Origin of the sequence: Oleiphilus messinensis (assembly GCF_002162375.1) — a bacterium.
Lineage (GTDB): Bacteria > Pseudomonadota > Gammaproteobacteria > Pseudomonadales > Oleiphilaceae > Oleiphilus > Oleiphilus messinensis.
Map to the genome: position 1 here is coordinate 3578681 of NZ_CP021425.1, position 17115 is coordinate 3595795.

The 17115-nt window shown below is 47.7% G+C and carries 18 protein-coding genes; 8 read left to right on the top strand and 10 right to left on the bottom strand.

The window, feature by feature from the left end; all coding sequences use genetic code 11:
* The first annotated feature begins 320 nt into the window (after positions 1 to 320).
* Complete coding sequence (locus OLMES_RS15600) at positions 321 to 1472, top strand: FIST signal transduction protein (RefSeq protein ID WP_087462122.1); 1152 nt, start codon at positions 321 to 323, stop codon at positions 1470 to 1472.
* 14 nt (positions 1473 to 1486) lie between these two features.
* Entirely contained in the window at positions 1487 to 1768 is a 282-nt protein-coding gene (locus tag OLMES_RS15605; RefSeq protein WP_087462123.1) for a hypothetical protein, read from the top strand.
* A 39-nt stretch (positions 1769 to 1807) separates the two neighbouring features.
* Here the strand turns inward: OLMES_RS15605 and OLMES_RS15610 are convergent, their stop codons facing one another.
* Together OLMES_RS15610 and OLMES_RS15615 are read right to left on the bottom strand one after the other, a co-directional pair.
* Entirely contained in the window at positions 1808 to 3463 is a 1656-nt protein-coding gene (locus OLMES_RS15610; protein ID WP_087462124.1) for an IS200/IS605 family accessory protein TnpB-related protein, read from the bottom strand.
* Positions 3463 to 4059, bottom strand: a complete 597-nt coding sequence (locus OLMES_RS15615) for an IS607 family transposase (RefSeq protein WP_087464271.1) — start codon at positions 4057 to 4059, stop codon at positions 3463 to 3465. The genes OLMES_RS15610 and OLMES_RS15615 overlap by 1 nt, the downstream gene beginning before the upstream one ends.
* A gap of 91 nt (positions 4060 to 4150) precedes the next feature.
* Between OLMES_RS15615 and OLMES_RS15620 the strand changes: the two genes are divergently transcribed.
* Entirely contained in the window at positions 4151 to 6874 is a 2724-nt protein-coding gene (locus OLMES_RS15620) for a PAS domain-containing hybrid sensor histidine kinase/response regulator (RefSeq protein ID WP_087462125.1), read from the top strand.
* Positions 6875 to 6880: 6 nt separating this feature from the next.
* Here OLMES_RS15620 and mtnA read toward each other — a convergent pair whose 3' ends face one another.
* Entirely contained in the window at positions 6881 to 7981 is a 1101-nt protein-coding gene (mtnA, locus tag OLMES_RS15625; RefSeq protein ID WP_087462126.1) for an S-methyl-5-thioribose-1-phosphate isomerase, read from the bottom strand.
* Between the two features lie 341 nt (positions 7982 to 8322).
* On the opposite strand from mtnA, the gene OLMES_RS15630 reads away from it, so the two are divergent.
* The 4 genes from OLMES_RS15630 (at position 8323) to OLMES_RS15645 (ending at position 12032) form a co-directional block, all read left to right on the top strand.
* Positions 8323 to 9702 carry a TRZ/ATZ family hydrolase gene (locus OLMES_RS15630; protein WP_087464507.1) on the top strand — a complete coding sequence of 460 codons (1380 nt, stop codon included), beginning with the start codon at positions 8323 to 8325 and terminating at the stop codon, positions 9700 to 9702.
* Positions 9703 to 9782: 80 nt separating this feature from the next.
* Entirely contained in the window at positions 9783 to 10514 is a 732-nt protein-coding gene (gene ubiG, locus OLMES_RS15635; RefSeq protein ID WP_087462127.1) for a bifunctional 2-polyprenyl-6-hydroxyphenol methylase/3-demethylubiquinol 3-O-methyltransferase UbiG, read from the top strand.
* Between the two features lie 41 nt (positions 10515 to 10555).
* On the top strand, positions 10556 to 11218 hold the full coding sequence (locus OLMES_RS15640) for an HAD family hydrolase (RefSeq protein ID WP_198342997.1): 663 nt from the start codon (positions 10556 to 10558) through the stop codon (positions 11216 to 11218).
* A gap of 61 nt (positions 11219 to 11279) precedes the next feature.
* Entirely contained in the window at positions 11280 to 12032 is a 753-nt protein-coding gene (locus tag OLMES_RS15645) for a YciK family oxidoreductase (protein WP_087462129.1), read from the top strand.
* A gap of 153 nt (positions 12033 to 12185) precedes the next feature.
* Here OLMES_RS15645 and OLMES_RS15650 read toward each other — a convergent pair whose 3' ends face one another.
* The 6 genes from OLMES_RS15650 to OLMES_RS15670 all read right to left on the bottom strand — a co-directional run bounded on the left by OLMES_RS15650 (position 12186) and on the right by OLMES_RS15670 (position 14766).
* Positions 12186 to 12434, bottom strand: coding sequence for a hypothetical protein (locus tag OLMES_RS15650; RefSeq protein ID WP_087462130.1), 249 nt, complete (start codon positions 12432 to 12434; stop codon positions 12186 to 12188).
* A 51-nt stretch (positions 12435 to 12485) separates the two neighbouring features.
* The gene (locus OLMES_RS28360; protein ID WP_198342998.1) at positions 12486 to 12662 is read right to left on the bottom strand and encodes a hypothetical protein; all 177 of its coding nucleotides are present in this window, start codon (positions 12660 to 12662) and stop codon (positions 12486 to 12488) included.
* A 222-nt stretch (positions 12663 to 12884) separates the two neighbouring features.
* The gene (locus tag OLMES_RS15655; protein ID WP_087462131.1) at positions 12885 to 13082 is read right to left on the bottom strand and encodes a tautomerase family protein; all 198 of its coding nucleotides are present in this window, start codon (positions 13080 to 13082) and stop codon (positions 12885 to 12887) included.
* A gap of 19 nt (positions 13083 to 13101) precedes the next feature.
* Positions 13102 to 13776 (bottom strand): DsbA family oxidoreductase, encoded by a 675-nt coding sequence (locus tag OLMES_RS15660; RefSeq protein ID WP_087462132.1) that lies wholly within the window; start codon positions 13774 to 13776, stop codon positions 13102 to 13104.
* Between the two features lie 6 nt (positions 13777 to 13782).
* Positions 13783 to 14157 (bottom strand): nuclear transport factor 2 family protein, encoded by a 375-nt coding sequence (locus OLMES_RS15665; RefSeq protein ID WP_232465122.1) that lies wholly within the window; start codon positions 14155 to 14157, stop codon positions 13783 to 13785.
* An 18-nt stretch (positions 14158 to 14175) separates the two neighbouring features.
* A complete protein-coding gene (locus tag OLMES_RS15670; protein WP_087462134.1) occupies positions 14176 to 14766 on the bottom strand; it encodes a glutathione S-transferase family protein in 591 nt (196 codons plus the stop codon).
* 138 nt (positions 14767 to 14904) lie between these two features.
* On the opposite strand from OLMES_RS15670, the gene OLMES_RS15675 reads away from it, so the two are divergent.
* Positions 14905 to 15783 (top strand): LysR family transcriptional regulator, encoded by an 879-nt coding sequence (locus OLMES_RS15675; RefSeq protein WP_087462135.1) that lies wholly within the window; start codon positions 14905 to 14907, stop codon positions 15781 to 15783.
* 7 nt (positions 15784 to 15790) lie between these two features.
* On the opposite strand, the gene OLMES_RS15680 is transcribed toward OLMES_RS15675, so the two are convergent.
* Positions 15791 to 16909: an alpha/beta fold hydrolase gene (locus OLMES_RS15680; RefSeq protein WP_087462136.1), complete on the bottom strand. Its 1119-nt coding sequence runs from the start codon at positions 16907 to 16909 to the stop codon at positions 15791 to 15793.
* Positions 16910 to 17115 lie beyond the last annotated feature (206 nt).

Below are 17115 nucleotides of genomic sequence, written 5' to 3' on the forward strand. Positions count from 1 at the left end.
TATAATTCACTTATGCGTTCTATTTCGAACACCCAACCATTCGTTGCTTTCGATTTATTTCATTAGTGAAACTATCGTAAGCAACTGCCGAATGCTTGGGGAGTGGTCACTACACTCTTTGTTGCTCGTAGTTAGTAACCACTCGCCTTGCACGACTACTCAATCTGATTGAGTAGTGCACTGTGTATTGGCTTACGTTCACTTGCCCTGTAAGCCAGTCATCACCCTTTTACAGCCGACAATTTGTCGGCTGTTTTTTTATGACTGTTTTTTGATCAGGCACTATACTTAGGATGGTTGTATCCCGGAGGTAGCCTGCAGTGAAATCACTTTCAGTCTCAACCCAGATCCCTGATCCTTATCGAGCGGGCTTGGAGCTTGGTTATGCTCTCAAACCCATCAAGCCTGAAGTTGTCTTTCTCTTCTGTACCATTCACTATACGGAAAACAATGAAATCCTAACCGGAATTCTGGATGCATTGGAACAGGAAGATACGATCATTTTCGGCAACAGCGGTGACGGTTTTTATGAAACCAAGGGAGCCTCCGAATTAGGCGCAGCCACACTGGGAATCAACTCTGAAGGCAAAGTAGCATGGCACATCACCTCGGCCAATGGCCTCGAAACAGAACCAGAAAACTGTACGACCACTGCCATCAGTAATCTGAAAGCAAAATTTAACAACACAGAACCTGACCTGTGCTGGATTGCCGCTGATTTTCGAACCGATGCCAGTCGAATCGAAGCGACCTTACAAACTGCGCTTAAGGCTCCGGTTGTGGGTGGCATGGCGGCAGATGACAATCGAATGTCGGACTGTGCCTTGTTCAAAAATGATGAAATACTGCGGAACGCCGTAGTGCTTCTTGGTGCCCAAGGTGATTTTTCCTACGACATTATTATTGCCAATACACTCTCCGGTGTGGGCCAACCCGGAACAATCAACTCTGCTCACGGGACGCATATCAATACGATAGACAACATCGATGCGATGTCGTTCATTGAACGGGAAACCGGCAAGCCAGTACTGCAAAGTGATCGTGGCGTCACCTCACTCACAGTTATCGATGAAGACCAACCGGAGATAAAACGCATACGCTCAATAGTCCCTGACTTGTCTGCTGCAGAGGGCAGTCTAGGCCTGTATGGCGGCATAGAAACCGGAAAAAGAGTGCAAGTGTGCCTCGCAACGCCCGAGCAGATGCTGAACGAAGTACGCCAAAAGTGCCTGGCGTCCAGCACGCATGCCCTTGACCCCAAAGCGGGCATCATCATCAGTTGTGCGGGCCGAAAGTGGCTTTTGGGGGAACAGATACAAGACGAAATCAAACCGGTAAACGAAAAATTTGGTGCCGGGTTTCCGATCGCGGGCTTCCCCTCCTTTGGCGAAATTGGACCGATAAAAACAGGCTCAGGTTATTCTCGCCCTCTCTTCCACAATATGACCTACGTATTGGTATTAATCGGATAGGCCCGGAGTAAACAATGCCTGCCCGATTTTTGAGTACACTATCTCCGACGCCCGAAGGCTTTATCCCGTGTCAGCCACAGAAAAAAGATCTACTGACCGGGGTTGTCCTGATTTTAACCCAGGATACAGAGCGTCTAATCCAATCTGTTGAGAGAGGTGAAGAGCGTATCGCGGGGGTTTTTGTGAGTCCCGGAGACCGTTTCACCACAACGAAGCGGGGTGCGATGTTATGGCTCGCGACCGTACCCTCTGGCTGGATTTCCGATCTGCAAAACATTTTTTTACCGTTTTCATAAACCTGCTTAAACCTACTCAAGGTTTAAACGAGCCTATCCCTACAGCGCAGGGTGCGCGGAAAGCAGGGTTACGCTTTCCTGAATCAAGTCGGGACTCATGCCCGGTCTACCATCAAGGCGAGCCTCGACGGAGTAACTAACCCGATTCACACGACGAAAGTGACGCCAACCGCTCAGAAAATCTAATGATTTTTCGAGTGGTTGGTACCAACGCTGAAGTTTGTTGTAATACTGATAATCCCCGAGCGCCATCCTTACAGGCGGATGCTCGGTCTTAACGGTACCCTTCGCGTTAATACCAATGAGTTGTTTTGGCGGCTTTTCTTTAAAGCCATAATGCCGACGACCAATCACTAACGCGGCCGCGTGGTGATCTGAAAAACCGTGTCGATCGCGATACTTCATCCGCCCCAATAATGAGGTATAAGCCGGATTGACGTGATATAGGCGTATGCCGCGTTTAATGCTTTGCGTTTCAATCAAGTCCTTGATCTTGCCGTAAGCAAAGGCATTCAACATGCGGGCATACTGAGGATGATCCTGCTTTTGGTATTGCCGTTTCTTTTGCTGAAAATCCAGCTTTTCGATCACCACCGCTTTACCTTGCTGTGCGGCAAAGTCCATCAGGTCTCGTACGGCATCCCCAATAATAGCCGCTCGTTGAGCATCATTCTTATAGTGCAAAGGTAAGTCAAACGTTCGGTGTTGCAGTGGGTTACCGTTCCGATCCAGCTCGACGACCGCTAAGTGATCCGGGTTGACATCCACACCAATGACACCTTGATCAGCATCGATCCACTCTGCTTGCGCTGTTGGTCCTGCCACTTCCACGCTAACGAGTAACCGCCAACCTTTTTTGTCTCGCTTAAATCGAAAACTCAGGGGTTGCCCTTTGATTGATTTATCGAGTTTTTTAACCTGATTCTGCCAGACGGCTTGGGCAATAGCCGCCTTACCATGCTTGAATTTCAGGCAATCAATGTTAATGGTCGTGCCGAACGTAGCGCGTAATTGATGGGGTACCAGGAGTTTTAGCTGGTAAGCATCATCTTGCTCACTGGGCGATAGCTGGGCATTTTGACAGCCCCAGGATTCATCATGAGAACCCACTAATAGAAATTCACGGTGTCGCGCTTCGTGCCAGCGACATTGCCAATCCCTGATCCCTTCATTGGATTTTAGTGTTTGTCGCTCTTTCAGCAGCTTTCGACCGCCGAAACAAATGGGGGTTTTATTTTCCTGTTTTTCGGCCACCAAGGCGGCCTGCTTTTGCTGCCAACGATGCAGTTTCACTTGCTTCTGTCGCAGCCTGTTGCGAAGTTGTTTTGCCTGTTGCGGGCAGCCTTTCTCTGCAACATGATCACAGCGCTGCTTTAGCTTGTTGAGCGTTTTCTCCAGCTGTTTGATTTTAACGTCCAGCGTCACCAATCGGTTGTTTCGATTGGTTTGGTAAGACTGGATTAAACCTTTAATGCTTTGCCGTACGCCTTGAAACACTCGATAGCTGAACGGCATCCCCATTTCATGCATAAACTGGGTACGATTCAATTGCTGGGCTTTAGGCTTTTGTAAGTTAGCAAACCAACGAAACTTCACTTGATTCCACAGCTCGGCATAGTGGCACAATGCCGCATCCTGCTCATAAATCAAATCAAGCCGGGTTTCAAAGGTGAGTGTTTTCGTTGGCGTATCCACTAGGCGATGGCTCGTTGATTTTTACGACTACGTGAACCATGCAATCGCGCACTGAAGACCGTCATTAACGCTAACACATCATGGCAAAGTTGCTGTTCAAAGTTTTCTTCAACTTCCTCAAGAATGACAACCTCCGTACCGTAAAACTGGCAAAGCGCAAATAACAATTCAGCCCCAAATCGGAGTAAGCGATCTTTATGAACGATAACCAGTCGTTTTACCTTACGCTGACAAATCAACTTAATTAATCGCTTTAACCCCCGTTTTTTATAGTTTAATCCTGAGCCAAGATCATCAATGGTTTCGACAGCTTCATAGCCAGCCTCTCTGGCATGTTTTTGCAAGCGAGCAATTTGCGTTTGCAAATCTTTTTTCTGATCATGAGAAGAGACGCGTGCATAACAGATTGTTCTGCGTTGCTCATTAGCAGTCGACTGACCGCAAAAGGCTAAAAGTTTATCAAGCGCGTAACGACGATGGCCACCCGGCGTACGGAAATCTGAGAAAAATCGTGATTCTTTTTCCCAGCGACGAAGGGTGGAAACGGCCACACCCAGCAGAAAAGCGGCAGCGCCTATCGATAGAAATTCAGCCATAATCATCACCTCCATCCATGAGAAAACAATACTGTACAAGCTACTGTATATGAGTAGGTTTAGTCAAGTATTTAGTTAACTGTTAAAGCCCTTGCTGGACAATCTTGAAGACTCATTAAAGCAACAAATCCACAACACGGAACTGGAACGAACACTCAACCGCAATGCTCGGGACCTGCTGATTTCCCAGAAAGACTACCAACGGGTCACAAGTCGGATGCAGGAGCAGGTTCTGACACTAACCAAAGCACAGCAGCGGATCTCCCAGAGTGAAGCCCGTCTCAGACAGGTTATCGACCTGATTCCTCAACTCGTTTTTGCGGTCAATGCTAAAAATGAAATCATACTCTCCAACCATGCTTTTGCCAAAATACACGGCTACCAAACCAGCGAAATTCTAGGGCAACGTGAAGCGGATGTCGGCGCGCCAAACGCATGGCTAAAAGCGAGTTACAAGGCAAACAATCATGTTTTAAAAAACGGCGTTCGAATCAATCTTGCTGAGCAAAAATATCCATTGGCGAACGGCGAGATCCACTATTACCAAATGACGAAACTGCCATTCAAACTCTATGACGAAAGCCTGTCCGTGCTGACAGTCGCAACCGATATCACCGAGCTTAAAGAGGCAGAACGAAAAATGATCCAACTCAATCAGGAGTTGGAACAACGGGTTGAAGAACGAACAATCGCGCTGGAAACCACGAACAAGGCACTGATACAGGCTAAGAATACCGCTGAATCTGCGAATGAAGCCAAAAGCCTCTTCCTCGCGACGATGAGCCATGAAATCAGGACCCCAATGAATGGCGTAATCGGCATGCTTGAGTTGATCAAGGAAACAGAGCTCAACACCGAACAACGGCAAATGCTCACAACAATACGGGATTCCGCATTCAGTTTGCTACATATTCTCGATGATGTACTGGATTTCTCAAAAATAGAAGCCGGAAAACTGGAGTTGGAAAAGATACCGGTCACACTGCATGAAATTGTCGAAAGTGTAGCGATTACACTCGCGCCAAATGCGTTCAAAAAAGGCGTAGAACTATTTTGTTTTATTGACCCTAATGCCCCGGAAAAAATCATCTCGGATCAAGTCCGCTTGAGACAAGTCATGTTTAATCTTTGCGGCAATGCCATCAAATTTACCGAATCGGCCCAGGGTAAAACCGGTCAGGTTGCCATCCTGGTTGAGTGTTCAGAACGGACTGCCACCACCGCACAACTTGAGTTTCGGGTTAAAGACAATGGCATTGGAATGTCTGACGAGATGCAGAAACAACTGTTCAATCCATTTACTCAGGCTGAAAGTTCAACGACCCGCCGCTACGGTGGTACTGGCCTGGGCCTGTCGATTTGCAAAAAAATCACCGAGTTACTCGGCGGCACCATCACTGTACACAGCGCTCAAGGGCTGGGAACGGAATTTATTGTTACACTTCCAGTTGAGTTCACACCCAATGAATCTACCTCTTCACTTCAAGCGACCCAAGTGCTCTGCCTCATTCATGATGACCAACTCTTTCATATTGTTTCCACCTATCTGAGTGCCGCAGGAGCACAGGTGATGAGGCTGTCTGACCTGGAAGATGCCAGGATGCTTTTGCTACGGAAAACACAAAAGCATAATGAAAAAAGTTCAGTTAACACGACCCCTCCTTCCAACATGTTATTGCTACTCACAACCAATGTCCCCCGGACACTGTTCCTTGCATGGCAAGAACAATTCAGTAAAACACACCCCGAATTGGCCAGAGCGGTGGTATTGAATATGCGTTACAGCTCAACACCAGACTGGGGGGAACAGAATTCGGTTTTGTCCGCCTACCCGGTCAGGCGCTGGGATCTGTTATCCGCCTGTGCCTTCGCGGTCGGGCGTAAAAACAGTTTCAGTCCCCCCATTCAACAGGACTTAAGCCACCTCCCCCAATTTATCAACGCTGATTTATTGACGCCGGAAGAAGCGGAGAAAGCTGATCGGCTAATTTTGCTCGCGGAAGACAATCCGACCAACCAAGAGGTTATTAACCGACAGCTCCAACGTCTGGGTCACACGGCACTCATCGCCGAAAATGGTCTTGAGGCACTGGAAATCTGGCGTGCCCACAAAATTGCACTCATACTGACAGACTGTCATATGCCGGAAATGGATGGTTTCGAATTAACTCAGGCTATTCGGGAGGAAGAAGACCCGGAAGAAATTCAGTTTACTGCCCATGATTCACAATCACATCGAAAACAAACCCCGATTATTGCCATAACTGCCAATGCGATCCGCGGTGAGGCCGAACGCTGTATCGCGATGGGTATGAACGGGTATCTGGCCAAACCCGTAGAATTAAAAGCGCTGAATGCGGAAATAAACAAGTGGTTGTCTGAACCAGAAAAGCGACGGGATTACGATATTACGCGTCAACAAAACGCATCAACACCACAGGCAAAAGCCAAGTCAAAGACGCTTCCGCCAATTCCGGATGGCTTTGAGCCTGAATACCTTGCCACCCTGGTTGGCGAGGATCCGACGATCCTGAATGATATTCTGAAAAGCTACATCACCAGCCTGCAAGGAAGTCTTGTTAAACTCAGGGATCTCCTGGCATCAACTCAGTATCCAGAACTGAAGCTTGAAGCACACAAACTAAAATCATCGTCAAAAGCAGTTGGCGCTTTCAGTCTGGAACAACACTGTCAACAAATCGAGGCAGCCTGCATTGACAACGATAAAGCCGCACTCAAAAACCTGTTTAAGCGCCTGAATGACGATGCCGTTGCGATACAAAACTATTTAAGCAACTGCATCGAGATGCCATAAACGGAGTTAATCACAAGTTTTAGCAAAAAGGGCACGCATCTTGGTTTCATTTGGATACTCGATAATCCCCTTCTCAGTGACAATTGCATCAATCAAATCGTGCGGGGTCACATCAAATACAGGATTAAACGTGTGCACGCCCTGTGGCGCTATAATCTGCCCCTTAACCGCGACAATTTCATCGCCTTCCCGCTCTTCGATGGGAATATCCTGACCGGTGCGCAATTGCATATCAATAGTTGATTCAGGCGCAACAACCATAAATTTCAAGCCGTGATGCTTGGCAAGCACGGCCAGACTGTAGGTCCCAATTTTATTTGCCGTATCGCCGTTCGCGGTGATCCGGTCGGCACCGACGACGACCCAGTCTATTTTACCGGCTTGCATCAGGTGGCCTGCAGCCACATCCGCATTCAAGGTAACCGGAATGCCCTCTTGCACCAGTTCCCAGGCTGTAAGCCTTGCGCCCTGCAGCCAGGGACGGGTTTCATCAGCATAGACGTGGCCCAACACATTCTCTTCTTGCAAACGCCTGACAACACCCAAGGCAGTACCGTAACCCCCTGTTGCCAGCGCGCCCGTGTTGCAATGGGTTAGCACCCGAATCGGGGTCGACTGCCTGGCACGCATCAGCGCAACGGCCGAAGCCCCCATTTTTTTATTGGCGGCAATGTCTTGTTCATGGATTAATTGCGCTTCCTGTAACAATGCTTCCTGTAACAACGCTTCCACCGGCGAGCCATTGGATTCATGCTGCTGTATTACCCGCTTCATACGATCCAGTGCCCAAAACAAATTTACGGCCGTAGGCCTTGAAGCAGCAAGCACCTCAATATCCCGGGCTACCTGATCTGTCGAATCAGGACCGGATTTCAAAACCGATAGCACGACTCCGTATGCTGCGGTAATACCAATCGCCGGCGCGCCTCTTACAACCATGTCCTTGATCGCTGCAGCGGCATCAGCAGCAGTGCTTAATTCAATATAAACTTCCTCAGTCGGTAACTTCCGTTGATCCAGTAACTTCAGTTTACCTTCTGGTAACCAGTCTATCGCACTTACAGAGCGAGCATTGCCTGTGAATGAGGAGTCATTTTTATTTAACATGGAAAAGTCGGTTCCTGAATAGTGTTTCTACAGAATTGGGTTTCTACTGTATAGCGTATTCAATTGTGGACTGCGCTATAGCTTTAAATTTTGCGCTATTGTAATCAGATCGGAAGACAAAAAAAATAAACCTTTCCAATACACAGCGGAACTAAACGAATCACCCGAAACAGAATCATAATAAATCGAAGATCCGGAAACCGTTATAGTCTCACAGTACACATCCATGTACGCTTGCAAATACCTTGCAGAACATTAAGTTGCTCGGGCTGAATACAGGCGTTACATTTACAGGTGTCGAAGATCGGTCAGCAACGATATTTCCATTTAAAGGCGAAAAAATGAATATACCCGTGTCAGAACAACAGGATGTAAACCAGCCACGCAAAGTCGAGTCAATCATCAGTGCGTCGTGGGTAATCACTATGAATACGAACGCAATAGTGAGTGCGAATAATCAGCCCCCTGTACTCCAGAATCACAGCGTGGTGTTTGACAATGGCGTGATTGTTGACATTCTGCCAGCCAGTGAAGTTCAGAGTCGGTATATTTCGAATGAACATTTCCAGCTCGATGATCATGTGCTCATGCCGGGTTTGATCAATATGCATGGCCATGCGGCCATGAACCTCTTCAAAGGTATGGCGGATGACCTACCCTTGATGACCTGGCTAAACGAACACATCTGGCCCGCAGAAGCGAAATGGGTCAACGACGAATTCGTTAAAGATGGCACCCTTCTCGCAATCGCTGAAATGATCCGGACCGGTACCACATTTTTCAGTGATATGTACTTTTTCCCGGAGACCGCGGCAGAAGTTGCTCGAGAGCACCGTATCCGGGCTCAGGTTTGTTTCCCGATACTGGATTTTCCAACCAATTGGGGAGCGGGCCCGGAAGAGTACCTGCACAAGGGCTTATCCCTCTATGACCAATACAAGCAAAGCGAATGGGTATATGTTGGATTTGGCCCCCATGCTCCCTACACCGTGTCCGACGAACCGATGACAGAGATCATCAAGCTAAGCAATCAATTGGGCGCCAACGTACAGATCCATCTACATGAAACCGCATTTGAGGTGCATGATGCTGTTGAAAAAACAGGCAAACGGCCAATCCAGCGTCTGGCGGATCTAGGCTTACTGTCTCCCAACCTGCAATGTGTTCATATGGCGAATCTTGATCAGAGTGATATCGACCTGATTGCAGACAGCGGCGCACATATCGTGCATTGTCCGGAATCCAACCTGAAACTGGCTAGCGGCCTCTGTCCTGTACAAAAACTGTTAGATTCCGGAGTCAATGTAGCGTTGGGAACAGATGGTGCTGCCAGTAACAATAATCTGGATATGTTTGGCGAATTGCAATCTGCAGCATTAATCGCTAAAGTCGCCGCAGAAAATGCAGCAGCGGTGAATGCGCAACAAGCATTGGCAATGGCAACCATCAACGGCGCGAAAGCCTTGGGTCTGCAAGATCAAACTGGCTCCCTTGAAGTCGGAAAGTGGGCCGATATGATCGCCGTTGACCTCAGCGCAGTCTATCATCAACCGGTTTATGATGTAATTTCACATCTCGTATATTCCACTAATGGTTCCGATGTCGCATACAGCTGGATCGGCGGTGAATTACACCTGAAAGAAAAGCAGCTGCAAAAAATTGATACCGTGCATTTAAAATCCCGGGTAAAAAAATGGGCCGGCAAAATCAAGCGTCCTTGAAAAGTGGTGACAAATGACACAGCAGAAATAACACAGGACAGGCCCTGAAATGCCGGTTACGTGGTTCTAACGAGGTAAATATGGAAAAAACAGGCACTCATCAAAGCGCAGCAAACCTTAATGTCGATCAGGCGGAGATTGCGAAATTCGAGGAATTGGCAAGTCGCTGGTGGGATCAATCGAGCGAATTCAAACCATTGCATGATATTAATCCGCTCAGGGTTAACTACATCGATCAACGCGGGTGTTTGCCGGGTAAAACAGTCCTGGATGTCGGTTGTGGAGGTGGAATCTTATCTGAAGGCCTGTGCCAACGCGGTGCCCATGTCACCGGAATCGATATGGGTGAGGCGCCTTTGGCCGTAGCAAGGCTTCATGGTCTGGAATCTGGAATCAGCGTCAACTACTTGCAGACAACTGCGGAACATCACGCGCAGAACCATCTGGAGCACTACGACGTCATCACTTGTCTGGAAATGCTCGAGCATGTCCCCGATCCCGGGTCGGTTATTAACGCCTGTGCGCATATGCTCAAGCCCGGTGGCCACCTGTTTCTCTCCACGATCAATCGCAACCCGAAAGCGTACCTGTTTGCGATTATCGGTGCCGAGCGGCTGCTCAAGATGCTACCGAAAGGTACCCATGATTTTAAAAAGTTCATCCGGCCATCAGAGCTCGCTCGGTATGTTCGAAATGCAGGACTGGAATTGCAGGATATTACGGGAATGACCTACAACCCGGTCACTCAGCAATACAAACTGGGTAAAGACGTTGATGTGAATTACCTGATGCACGTTACTAAACCTCAATAACGGAATAGACCACCCTCGCCATGAAGCCTGAGCCTTTGAAAATGACACCAGCTGCAGTATTGTTCGATCTTGACGGAACATTAATCGATACGGCACCCGACTTTATCCGCGTGGTGAACGCGCAACGCCAGCAGTATGGCCTGCAACCACTTTCCTCAGAACAAATTCGCAACTCCGTTTCCAATGGCGCTCGCGCCCTGATCAATCTGTCGTTTGGCCTGGATGTCGATGATCCGGGGTATGCCGAGAAACACACTGAGCTGCTGGACATGTATCTGGCAGGCTTAGCCATGGATACCGTGCTCTTTCCAGGAATGGACAAACTGATTTCAGCACTGGAGTCAATCGGTATTCCCTGGGGCATTGTGACCAATAAGCCACGTCGGTTTACCGACCCGCTATTGGATCAAATGGCGCTCCAGAATCGCTGTGGCGTAACAGTTTGTCCGGATGATGTTACAAATCGGAAACCTGACCCCGAGCCGTTACTGCTGGCCTGTACTACACTGAAAGTAGAGCCTCGTAACTGTATCTATGTCGGGGATCACATCCGCGATATTGAGGCCGGCAAACGCGCAGAAATGTATACCGTTGCAGCCCGTTTCGGCTACATCAACGAACCCGCTGAGGTTTCAGACTGGGGTGCGGATCTCATTGTCGATCACGCGCAGGAACTGCACGACTTTTTACAACAGTACTTATAATTAGCCAGATGTGTAGCAACACGAAACACGCACTTTTGATACAGACTACAGGAACAACATTATGCTGGATTACAAAGCCCCTAAAGATCTCCTGAAAGACCGGGTTATACTGGTTACCGGAGCAGGAGATGGAATAGGAAAAGCCGCGGCCAAAAGCTTTGCGGCCCACGGGGCCACGGTAATTTTGCTCGGCAGAACACTGAAAAAACTGGAAGCGGTGTACGATGAAATTGAAGCATCCGGTCATCCCAAGCCAGCTATTTTTCCGCTGAACCTGGAGGGTGCTGCAGCAAAAGATTACGAAGACCTGGCCAATTCTCTCGATGAAGAGTTTGGCCGCCTGGATGGTATTCTGCACAACGCTGCCGTTCTGGGGCCACGTACTCCAATTGATCAATACAATACGGAAAACTGGATGCAGGTCATGCAAGTCAACTTGAATGCACCTTTTTTCCTGACTCAATCACTTATTCCGCTTTTACGCCAGTCGAATGATGCCTCGATTATCTTCACCTCTTCCAGCGTTGGCCGAAAAGGTAGAGCCTACTGGGGTGGTTATGCTGTCTCGAAATTCGGTGTGGAAGGATTAATGCAAGTCGTTGCTGATGAATTGGATGACGAACACAACAACATTCGCTCCAACTCAATCAACCCTGGCGCGACCCGCACCAATATGCGTGCCCATGCCTACCCGGCAGAAAACCCCGCTCACAATCCAGCACCCGAGGAAATCATGCCCGTCTACCTGTACTTGATGGGACCGGACAGTGCGGGAATCACCGGTCAGGCGTTTGATGCACAGCCGAAGAAGTAATCTGAATCGATTGATGGCTTGACATTTTTGGGGCCTGTTGACGTTTCATCCTTCGGCTTTACACAACTGTGCATTCCTACCGAAGGGTGATGTCTTATTCGCAGCGATTGAAATTTGTTAACACCCCCTACCGAAGCTAAAAAACATGGCTGATCAACAGCCTGCGTCGCCACCACCGCAACTCCCCCCGCCATCACCGAAACCGCCACCGCCAAACCAGCCGCCGGAGCCACCACCTGAACCGCCACCATCAAACCAATTTCCAATGCGGATAAACAACAGAACAATGGATACTGCAAATATAATCGGGCAAATCGCTTCAGTGATGAAATCTCCAGAGTCAATATCGATATAATGCCATGCGCCATAGGCCACGAGCAGATTAACAATCAGCGATATCACAGTTTATGACCTCGGGAAATTCAATAGTTTCAGGGGGCTTAAGGTATCCGTTTAACGAATCGGAGCTTTCTGGCGCTTTTGGCCAAATAGACCGAACCAGAACAAACCTTCGAGCATGAAGCCCAGGAAAAGGAACAAAATACCGCCGGCAGGAATACCAAAGGTGTAGCATGCAATTGCTGCAAACAAGCATGCGAATGATAATAAAATTCGGGTGATTACTTTCACAAAACTCTCCTTTTCACGAGCCACTTTTTCACAGGCCAAGCAGTACTTAATTGCACGTCTACCTTAAGCATACCCGCTACAAAGGGTCGTAACAATCGGGATAACATTAACAATGTGTATTATATCGCTCCCAACTTTGAACCAAAGTACGACCGGTTTTCGTTTAAATGAGAGTGAAACGGGTCACGATGAACCAGTCATCGTGACCAAGCATACAAGTTACTATCGTTTCCGCAACTCTGTAACCTGCTCGCCCTTGACGCCCCAGTTGTCCGTTGGAATCTCGGTAATGACTACGTGTGTGGTTTCAGGGTTTTTGTTCAGTACATCAACAACTAACTGCGTTGCACCCTGGATCAGTTGTTGTTTCTGCTCTTTGGTAACGCCTTCGTCAGTTACCTGAATATGGATATATGGCATCGCTACTCTCCTTTACGAATTAAACGGTTGCTATCTGGTCAACATTCTCGGTTTGCCCGAGGTAATTTGATTCAATATGTGCTTTAAAAAACGCCTTGGTATTTGATCCCGGTACAAAATCTGTATCGTTGAAGACAAAAGCGGGTACGGACTGAACCGGAAACATCGCTTTACGTCGCTCTTTTTCTGCCATGACCGCTAACACTGATGGATTATGCAGAGCAGAATCAAGCAATCCCTGTGCATCGAGGTTTGCATTAATCAGTACCGAACGCACCAGATCAATTTCACTCAAATTTATTCCCTTTAAGTGATACGCCTCCAGCAAGCACTGATGGGTCTGATGATGAACACCGACCATTTCTGCCGCAGTCAAAATTCGATGCACCAGATTCGTGTTGTAGTAATGCGTCCGGTAGTTAAAATCAATCCCGATTTGATGCTCATCAATCACGTTCTGTAGCTTCTTCCGATACGCCTTGTATCGCGTCTCACTCCAACGATGATGCTCGGTGAAGTAAAGTTCGATAGGCATCCCGGCCTCCCCCATCCACGGATTCAATTCATGGGGAATAAAGTTCCACTCGACCTCAACGGTATCCGGCAACTCTTGTATTGCACCTTTGAGATGGTGCAGACCAATCGCACACCACGAACAGACAAGATCGTGTATCACTTCAATCTTGATCGTCACAACGCTTTACTCCACATTCAAATAGTCTGGAATATCGGCATACATTTTATTGACGATCAACCATTTATCGTTCTCCTTCAACAACCCCAGAAAATCGACAAAAGTTGATCCCAATAACGGACACAATACTTTTACCATTGCTTGTTGCCCAAAAACCTCGATATTCAATATGCGGTACGCGTACGGTAAACCTTCATTTGCCGGTACAGGTCGATTGCTGACCAAACTCAACCATTCATTTATATCCCGGCGTATTCCCGGTGCTTTGAGTACGCAATCCGGATGAAAGATACGCTTCAATAAATCAACGTCAGCATTGTGCAAGCCATCGAAATATTGATGGGTGATCTCAATCAGGGTACTTAGGGCTTCATCGTTCATTTGGCTTCTCATCGCTTCTTATTGGGCTGCCAGGGCAGTCTTAAAGGCATCGTGCGCCATCACCTGCTCAATCATCCGTGTTGTTTTCGCTCCCATCACAATATCAACCGGGAAAAACTGGCCCCAACGTGAATACACTGTGAGCAAAATATCTGCAGGCGACATCGTTGCACCTCCCAGAAATGGAGCTTCACCCAGGCGGGACTCAACAACCTGCCAAAGCTGGTTAATGCTCTCGGCAGCCGCATTCAAAGCATCCAGTTTCACATTATCATCAGAAACGTTCTCACTGATGAAAAACAATCTTCCATACGCTGGATGCATTGTTGCATTGGCGAATAGCATGCTTTCCAATGCAGTTTCTCGAGCTTCACCCGATTCAGGCAGCAGGTTGTTTTTGTGTCGGTCCAATATGTAGAGTATGACCGCAACACCTTCTCGAACCATCCGCTCACCATCTTTGACGACTGGAACAAGCCCGGTCGGATTCAAATCGTTATAGTTGGAAACGGTATCTTTATTGACAGTCTGAAACGGGACGTCAAGCAAATTAAGAATGGTGTGGGTTGCCAGAGAGCAGGCATGAGGTTTGAAGTAAAGTGTATACATGATTTGACTCCGCTAATGATTAAGCAGTTAACACCAACACAAAGTGCGACTTGGTGTAATTATTCTCTCCGGATTTAGCTGCTCGAAAAACAGCAATAATGTTGATACACTCTTTCCAATTTGGAAACCGGGTTCACAATGAACAAACTCAGGGCGATTAAACTTTTTGTACGCTTGGTCGATTTAGGCAGCTTCGCCAGTGTGGCGGATGAGATAAACTCCACTTCTTCCATGGTCAGTAAGGAAATCAGCAAGCTGGAGACAGACATCGGTGCGCGCCTGCTGCACCGGTCTACCCGAAACCTGCAGTTAACGTCGGTAGGCCGAGGCTATCTCGCCCGGTGTCGTGAAATCATCGCACAGATGGAAGATGCAGATGCCTACGTTCAGCAAGAACAAAACAACCTGCAGGGCCTGCTTAAAATCAATGCGCCCATGGTGCTGGGGCTGATCGATCTGGGCAAAGTATTTGCGGATTTTATGCAAATGTACCCGCAGGTCACGCTGGACATTCACTTGGGTGATGAAAGCCTGGATCTCGTTGAACATGGCTTTGATCTGGGATTCAGGGCGAGCAGCCGACCATTGGATTCAAACTACATTGGCAAACCACTCAAATCATTTACGTATCAGGTCTGTGCGTCTCCCGAATACCTCTCCCGTCATCCCGACATACAGACCGAAAGAGACTTAATCGATCATAACTGCTTCATTTACAGCTATTTCAAGGGTGGCAACGAATGGCCGATCAACAACGGCATTCATATCTCGGGTAATTTAAAAGTGAATAGTACCTTGTTCATGCGGGATGCAATCGAAGCAGGATTAGGTATTGGCTTTCTACCCAGCTTCGTTGCAGAACAAAGCCTGCAAAACGGAACGCTGGTTGAAATTCTCAACGCAACGGAGAAGCCAACTCTGACACTCTATGCACTCTATCCCAATCGTAAATTTGTACCGCCTATTCTGGCCAAGTGCATCGAGTTTCTGGGCGACTGGTTTTCCAGTCGCACCTGATGGGAGTTTATTGGTCGAAGTTTTGTGCCAGCCAGTCTGACAAGATCGCACCGAGCTCTTCGGGCGCATCTTCCTGAAAAAAGTGTTTTGTTTCGCTACTCAAATCAACGACCGTCGCAGGAACACGCCACCCCCCAAAATCGGGCAATACGCGACTCTGCACAATGTTTCGTGTGGTCAGCAGATTTCCGTTTGTGGGATCCGAAAAAGGCTCACCGGTCGCGGGATCAATAGGAGCAAAGTCAGCAGGTACCAGTCCAGGATTACCGAACAATACCAGTTTGGGAATAGCCGTTTCAGAAGCATACTGAGCGAGCTGCAACCAATCGTCGAGCACCGGACCCGGCTGGTCAAGAAACCCGATTGAAAACGCAAACTGAAAGAGTACTTCTCGATCTTCAACCGTCTGAAATGGCGACAAGTACTCCTGATAAGCCACCTCTGTGATGTTCTTGATAACAAACTTTTCATCAAATGCAGGCTCAGACTGATCATTAAACTGATTATTGGCCATAACCGTCCCAATCCAGAAATCAGTCTCCGTTGCCAATTCCCGGCCACCAGTAGAAAGTAACCTCGCAATAGGAATACTCGGAGGTAAAGCATCAGCACTGGGGAATGGTGCAAAAGCGGTTTCGAACAAGGCCAGTCCTGAAACTCTATGTGGATTTTTTGCTGCATAGCTCAGCCCTACCGGGCCGCCATAATCGTGCAAAACTAATTTAACGTTATTCAATTCCAACTGGTCAACAAAGGACGTCAAAAACGCGACCTGATCACTCAGCTCATAACGTTGAACCTTACTGGACTTGCCAAAGTTCACCAGATCAACTGCGATAACCCTGCCGTTGTCCAGCAAATGGGGAATAACATCCCGCCAGAGATAAGCACTGGTTGGCACGCCGTGTATCATCAGTATCGGATCACCTTCCCCTTCGTCCAGATAATGTACACGAACATCATCTGAAACATCTATAAAATGAGAGCGATAGTTATATCCCTCGTACGCAAGATCACTCTCCGGGCTAATATCATTAGAATTTGAATCATCATCACTACAACCGATTAATACGAATATCACGCCAACAGCAAGCACTGATTTAACTGTACTCAAACATTTTAACATAATGGTCGTCCTGGATTTATTGCTCGTCCTGTATCATTTACAGTGCGACCACCGATACCGGGGAAAATTCTCGCCAACGTAGTTAATTTGATCAATTTTTTGGTTAATACGGATTTAAATGCAAAGAGCGTGAAATCAGTCACATTTAGACAAAAGCGCAACCTGCATCAGTTATCGCCAAAACAAAACACTTTTTTGAAAATATA

What these genes read in the sequence shown, in the direction of transcription:
- OLMES_RS15605 (WP_087462123.1), top strand. Translation starts at nt 1,487, where the DNA reads ATGCCTGCCCGATTTTTGAGTACACTATCTCCGACGCCCGAAGGCTTT.
- OLMES_RS15615 (WP_087464271.1), bottom strand. Translation starts at nt 4,059, where the DNA reads ATGGCTGAATTTCTATCGATAGGCGCTGCCGCTTTTCTGCTGGGTGTG.
- mtnA (WP_087462126.1), bottom strand. Translation starts at nt 7,981, where the DNA reads ATGTTAAATAAAAATGACTCCTCATTCACAGGCAATGCTCGCTCTGTA.
- OLMES_RS15630 (WP_087464507.1), top strand. Translation starts at nt 8,323, where the DNA reads ATGAATATACCCGTGTCAGAACAACAGGATGTAAACCAGCCACGCAAA.
- ubiG (WP_087462127.1), top strand. Translation starts at nt 9,783, where the DNA reads ATGGAAAAAACAGGCACTCATCAAAGCGCAGCAAACCTTAATGTCGAT.
- OLMES_RS15640 (WP_198342997.1), top strand. Translation starts at nt 10,556, where the DNA reads ATGACACCAGCTGCAGTATTGTTCGATCTTGACGGAACATTAATCGAT.
- OLMES_RS15645 (WP_087462129.1), top strand. Translation starts at nt 11,280, where the DNA reads ATGCTGGATTACAAAGCCCCTAAAGATCTCCTGAAAGACCGGGTTATA.
- OLMES_RS15655 (WP_087462131.1), bottom strand. Translation starts at nt 13,082, where the DNA reads ATGCCATATATCCATATTCAGGTAACTGACGAAGGCGTTACCAAAGAG.
- OLMES_RS15665 (WP_232465122.1), bottom strand. Translation starts at nt 14,157, where the DNA reads ATGAACGATGAAGCCCTAAGTACCCTGATTGAGATCACCCATCAATAT.
- OLMES_RS15670 (WP_087462134.1), bottom strand. Translation starts at nt 14,766, where the DNA reads ATGTATACACTTTACTTCAAACCTCATGCCTGCTCTCTGGCAACCCAC.
- OLMES_RS15675 (WP_087462135.1), top strand. Translation starts at nt 14,905, where the DNA reads ATGAACAAACTCAGGGCGATTAAACTTTTTGTACGCTTGGTCGATTTA.
- OLMES_RS15680 (WP_087462136.1), bottom strand. Translation starts at nt 16,909, where the DNA reads ATGTTAAAATGTTTGAGTACAGTTAAATCAGTGCTTGCTGTTGGCGTG.